4 protein-coding genes and 1 pseudogene are annotated in these 4,438 nt (G+C 37.2%); 4 read left to right on the top strand and 1 reads right to left on the bottom strand.

Annotated elements, in window-relative coordinates; all coding sequences use genetic code 11:
• A partial coding sequence (locus tag MRZ08_RS01265) for an SDR family NAD(P)-dependent oxidoreductase (protein ID WP_297378378.1) occupies positions 1–504 on the bottom strand: 504 nt, incomplete at its 3' end.
• A gap of 86 nt (positions 505–590) precedes the next feature.
• Between MRZ08_RS01265 and MRZ08_RS01260 the strand changes: the two genes are divergently transcribed.
• The 4 genes and pseudogenes from MRZ08_RS01260 to MRZ08_RS01245 form a co-directional block, all read left to right on the top strand.
• Positions 591–1,427 carry an aldo/keto reductase gene (locus tag MRZ08_RS01260; protein WP_297378375.1) on the top strand — a complete coding sequence of 279 codons (837 nt, stop codon included), beginning with the start codon at positions 591–593 and terminating at the stop codon, positions 1,425–1,427.
• A gap of 73 nt (positions 1,428–1,500) precedes the next feature.
• Complete coding sequence (locus MRZ08_RS01255; protein WP_297378373.1) at positions 1,501–3,225, top strand: catalase; 1,725 nt, start codon at positions 1,501–1,503, stop codon at positions 3,223–3,225.
• Between the two features lie 155 nt (positions 3,226–3,380).
• Positions 3,381–3,977, top strand: coding sequence for a TetR/AcrR family transcriptional regulator (locus MRZ08_RS01250; protein WP_297378370.1), 597 nt, complete (start codon positions 3,381–3,383; stop codon positions 3,975–3,977).
• Positions 3,974–4,438: pseudogene (locus tag MRZ08_RS01245) on the top strand (antibiotic ABC transporter permease); the annotation flags it as partial. The gene MRZ08_RS01250 and the pseudogene MRZ08_RS01245, both read left to right, overlap by 4 nt.

Here is a 4,438-nt window from a genome sequence, read left to right as displayed (position 1 = left end):
AAGCTCCTTGGCTAGGGATTTGGTAAAGGAGTTGATGGCGCCCTTACTAGCTGAATAGGCACTTTCCATACTAGCTCCAGCTTCTCCCCAGATGGAAGACATGTTTATGATAATCCCATCTTCACTACTTAACATCTTTGGGACAGCTCTTTTGGAAGTAAGAAAGACTGAATCTAAGTTAGTACCAAGGATCTCCTTCCATTTATCAAAGGCAGTATCTTGGATTAGGGAAAAGTGTGATATACCAGCGTTATTAATTAGGATATCAATATGACCGAAGTTACTCTCACCTATCTCAAACATCCTTTCTACTTCATCTTCCTTACTTACATCTGCCTTTACAGCAATTACAAAGGGATTTTCCTTCCTAAGTTCATCAAGGAGCTTAAGGGCAGCTTCTTCGCTTTTATTATAATTAATTATTATTTTGTAATTTTTGTTAAGCTTCCTACATATGGCTGCTCCTATGCCACGTGAGGAGCCTGTTACTAATACTGTTTTCATATCTATATTCTATCACAAAATCTTGTAATTAAGATAGGGCTCTTTGGGTATCAATGTAAAGAGAGTGAAGAAAGGATTATATATATATGAAATATTACACACTTAATGATGGACTAAAAGTTCCTGCAATGGGAATGGGAACTTATAAGATAGAAGATGAAAAACTAATGGAAGAAGTAATTCAGGCAGCCCTTGAACTAGGCTATGAGTATTTTGATACTGCAAAATACTATAACAATGAGGAATTTATCGGCAGGGCTTTGGAAAATGCACCAGTTAAAAGGAAAGATTATATGCTAGCAACAAAGGTTTGGCCAAAAGACTTTGGAATAGATGAGACCAAAAGATCAATCGATGAATCCCTTAAGGATTTAAGGACAGATTATCTAGATGTAATCCACCTCCACTGGTTCGGCAAGGATTTTGATAAGGCTTGGAAGGTCTTTATGGATTACAAAGACCAAGGTATTGTTAAATCAATCGCTGTATGTAATTTTATGCCAGAACAATTAGTGAAATTGCTAGAAGTAGGAGAGGCTCCATCAATGGATCAATTAGAAAGTCACCTCTTCCTACAAGATCCAGAAACAAGGACCTTTCTCAAGGAAAAAAATATAAAACACCAAGCATGGAGTCCACTTGCAAGAACTAGGGGAGGCTTACTTGATGAAGAAATCCTAAAACAATTGGCTGATAAGTACAATAAAACTCCAGCCCAAATAGCTCTAAGATGGAATATTGACCAAGGAACTATGATTATTCCAAAATCAGTTCATGCTAAAAGACTTAAGGAAAATATTGATATTTTTGATTTTGAGCTAGAAGAATGCGATATGCATGCCCTAGCAAGTCTTGATAGAAAAGAAAGATTCTCCCAAGACCCACTAGATGAAGCTTGGTTAGAAGAAATTAGCAATATGTAAGGAAATTTAAAGGTAATTCAAATAAGGATTAATTTAACTATAAAAGTATTATTTTTAACATAAAGGAGTAAATATGTCAGACGATAAGAAGAAAATGGATCCTACTGAGAAAAATGGTTTAGGAGATCCTATACCAAGTAGAAACCAAAATGTAAGTGATGATCCAACCCTAAGACGAGCTGGTGGCCAAATCGTTGATAATGACGAAGATACCATGACTGCCGGAGAAAGGGGCCATGTCTCAATCCAAGACTTGTGGCTTTTTGAAAAGCATGCCCACTTCAACAGAGAAGTCATCCCAGAAAGAAGGATGCACGCTAAGGGATGGGGAGCTTGGGGTGAGTTTACAGTAACCCATGACATTAGCAAATACACAAGAGCTAAATTATTTTCTAATGTAGGAAATAAGTGCAAGGTATTTTCTAGGATGAGTACAGTTGCAGGTGAACGTGGTGCGGCTGATGCCGAAAGAGATATCCGTGGCTTTGCCCTAAGATTTTATACAGAAGAAGGCAATTGGGATGTAGTAGGGAACAATACACCAGTGTTTTTCTTTAGAGACCCAATGAAATTTATTGACCTCAACCACGCTGTAAAAAGAGATCCTAAATCCCACCTAAGAAGTCCAAACACCAACTTTGATTATTGGTCATCCCTACCAGAATCACTCTTACAGACAACTATCATCAACTCAGATAGGGGAATACCATCTTCCTTTAGATACATGCACGGCTTTGGTTCTCATACCTACTCCATGTATAACGAAGAAGGAGACAGGGTTTGGGTAAAGTTCCACTTTAGAAGTGAGCAAGGAATCCAAAACTATACCGACCAAGAAGCTGAAATGGTTAATGGAAAGGATAGGGAATCTTCTGGCAGAGACTTGTATGAGGCAATTGAAAAGGGCATGTATCCAAAGTGGAAAATGTATATACAAGTAATGACAGAAGAAGAAGCTAAAAATCATCCTACAAATCCTTTTGATCTAACTAAAATGTGGCTTAAGAAAGACTATCCACTAATTCCTGTAGGGGAATATGTCCTAAACAAATATCCTGACAACTTCTTCCAAGATGTGGAACAAGCGGCCTTCTCACCAGCCAATATCATTCCAGGAATTGGACTATCACCAGATAGGGTTCTTCAAGCAAGAGCCTTCATGTATTCTGATGCTCAAAGATATAGGCTTGGAGTAAACCACCATCAAATTCCTGTAAATAGCCCACAAGGAGTAGAAAATCCTCACGACTTCCATAGGGATGGAGCCATGAGAGTTGACGGAAATAAGGGAAGCGAGCTTCATTATAGACCAAATTCCTACGGAGCATGGCAGGATGATCCTAGTCTTGAAAGACCAGCTGATGAGGGTGGCGAAGTCAAAAGATATGACTTTAGAAAAGATGACAACGACTACTTTACCCAACCAGGCATGCTCTTTAATAGGATGACTGATGAGCAAAAACTAGTGCTTTTCGAAAATACTGCAAGAAATATGGGAGATTCTACTATGCAAATTAAGCATAGATATATTAGAAACTGCTATCTTGCAGATCCAGCTTATGGAAAGGGAGTTGCAGAGGCCTTGGGAATTGATATAGAAAGTGTAAATGTAGATGTCACTCCACCAAAGTCTAGGAAAGAATGGGAAGAGTATGTAGCTATGGATTCTGATTTAAACTATCCAACAAAGGCTAGCGAGCCAGAAAGCGCCAAGGACCTAGGACCAGCTGGAAGAGATACCAACGCAACTGATCCAAAGACCCTAAGCTCTTGGGAAGATGATCCATATTTACTATAATTTAATAAATAAGTACTAATACCAGAGAATTTTATTCTTTGGTATTTTTTAATAAAAAAATTTACAAGAAAAGTTGAACAACGTTCATTAAGGCGTATCATATATTTGTAGCAATTAATGAACGGCGTTCATTTTGAAGAAATTGGAGTGAATATATGGGAAGTTTTACGAACGACAAGGGAAAAGCTATAATGGAGGCTGCTCTTAGGATTTTCAAATCTAAGGGAGCTGACAATACTTCAGTAAGAGATGTGATGAAGGAAGCAGGCTTTGGCCTGGGGACTTTCTATCTTTACTATTCTGATAAGAAGGACTTGAAGGAGAAGATTGTCCTAAATATAGCTAAGGATATTATTGTTAAGGCGGAAGATAGCTGTAATCAAGAAGATCCTATCGAAAGATACATATACTTTCTTGATTATATCATTGATTATCTCATAGCCCATCCTTTCGAGCTAGACCTTGTGAGTAAAAATATCACCTGGGCCCTCTACACTAAGATTGAAAATGATGAAAAACTCAAAGAAGCGGAATCATCCTTACATTTTATTCTTAGTAAGTATGAGAATCTCTTCACAGGAGATTATACCGAAAGCCAGAAGCTATATATACTTTCTCTAACCCTTGAAATCGTAATGTCAACTTGTAAAAGTGCGACAATGGATGAATCGATTTTAACTATTGGGGAGATGAAGCCAGTTTTGTATGCTAATATTAAAAAAATGTTTAATAGAACAGGAGAGATAGAATGAAAAAGATAACAAAGTTTATTTCACACCATCCTAGACTTGTATTATTGATAATGACTCTATTATTGATACCATCTTTTATAGGATACAAATACACAGGTGTGAACTATGATATCTTATCATATTTGCCAGCTGACCTTGAAAGTACCCAGGGCCAGGAGATACTAGATAAAGATTTCAAAAATGCCGCAACCGGTATGTTGATATTAAAGGGCGATGATTATGATGCCGATAGGTTAAAAAATCAGATACTTGAAATTGATGGTGTAGAGAATGTTATTTCAAAAACATCTATAGTTGGTAATACAGTACCAAAAGAGTTCTTGCCAGATGAGATTAGAGATTTCTTCTATGCAGAAGATTCTACCATGCTTATGGTAAAGTTTAGCGAGTCTTCATCATCGTTTAAGACAATGGAAGCTATAGATAAGATAAGAGCTATCGAGTCCAAGGAGAAATTTTTA

It is taken from the genome of Anaerococcus sp. (genome assembly GCF_022770135.1).
Classification (GTDB): Bacteria; Bacillota; Clostridia; order Tissierellales; family Peptoniphilaceae; genus Anaerococcus.
Note: the sequence above shows the minus strand (reverse complement) of the source record. Positions and strands in the feature narration are given on the sequence as shown.

Bases quoted from the DNA above. Each gene is read 5' to 3' on its own strand.
- MRZ08_RS01260 (WP_297378375.1), top strand. From the start codon at position 591: ATGAAATATTACACACTTAATGATGGACTAAAAGTTCCTGCAATGGGA.
- MRZ08_RS01255 (WP_297378373.1), top strand. From the start codon at position 1,501: ATGTCAGACGATAAGAAGAAAATGGATCCTACTGAGAAAAATGGTTTA.
- MRZ08_RS01250 (WP_297378370.1), top strand. From the start codon at position 3,381: ATGGGAAGTTTTACGAACGACAAGGGAAAAGCTATAATGGAGGCTGCT.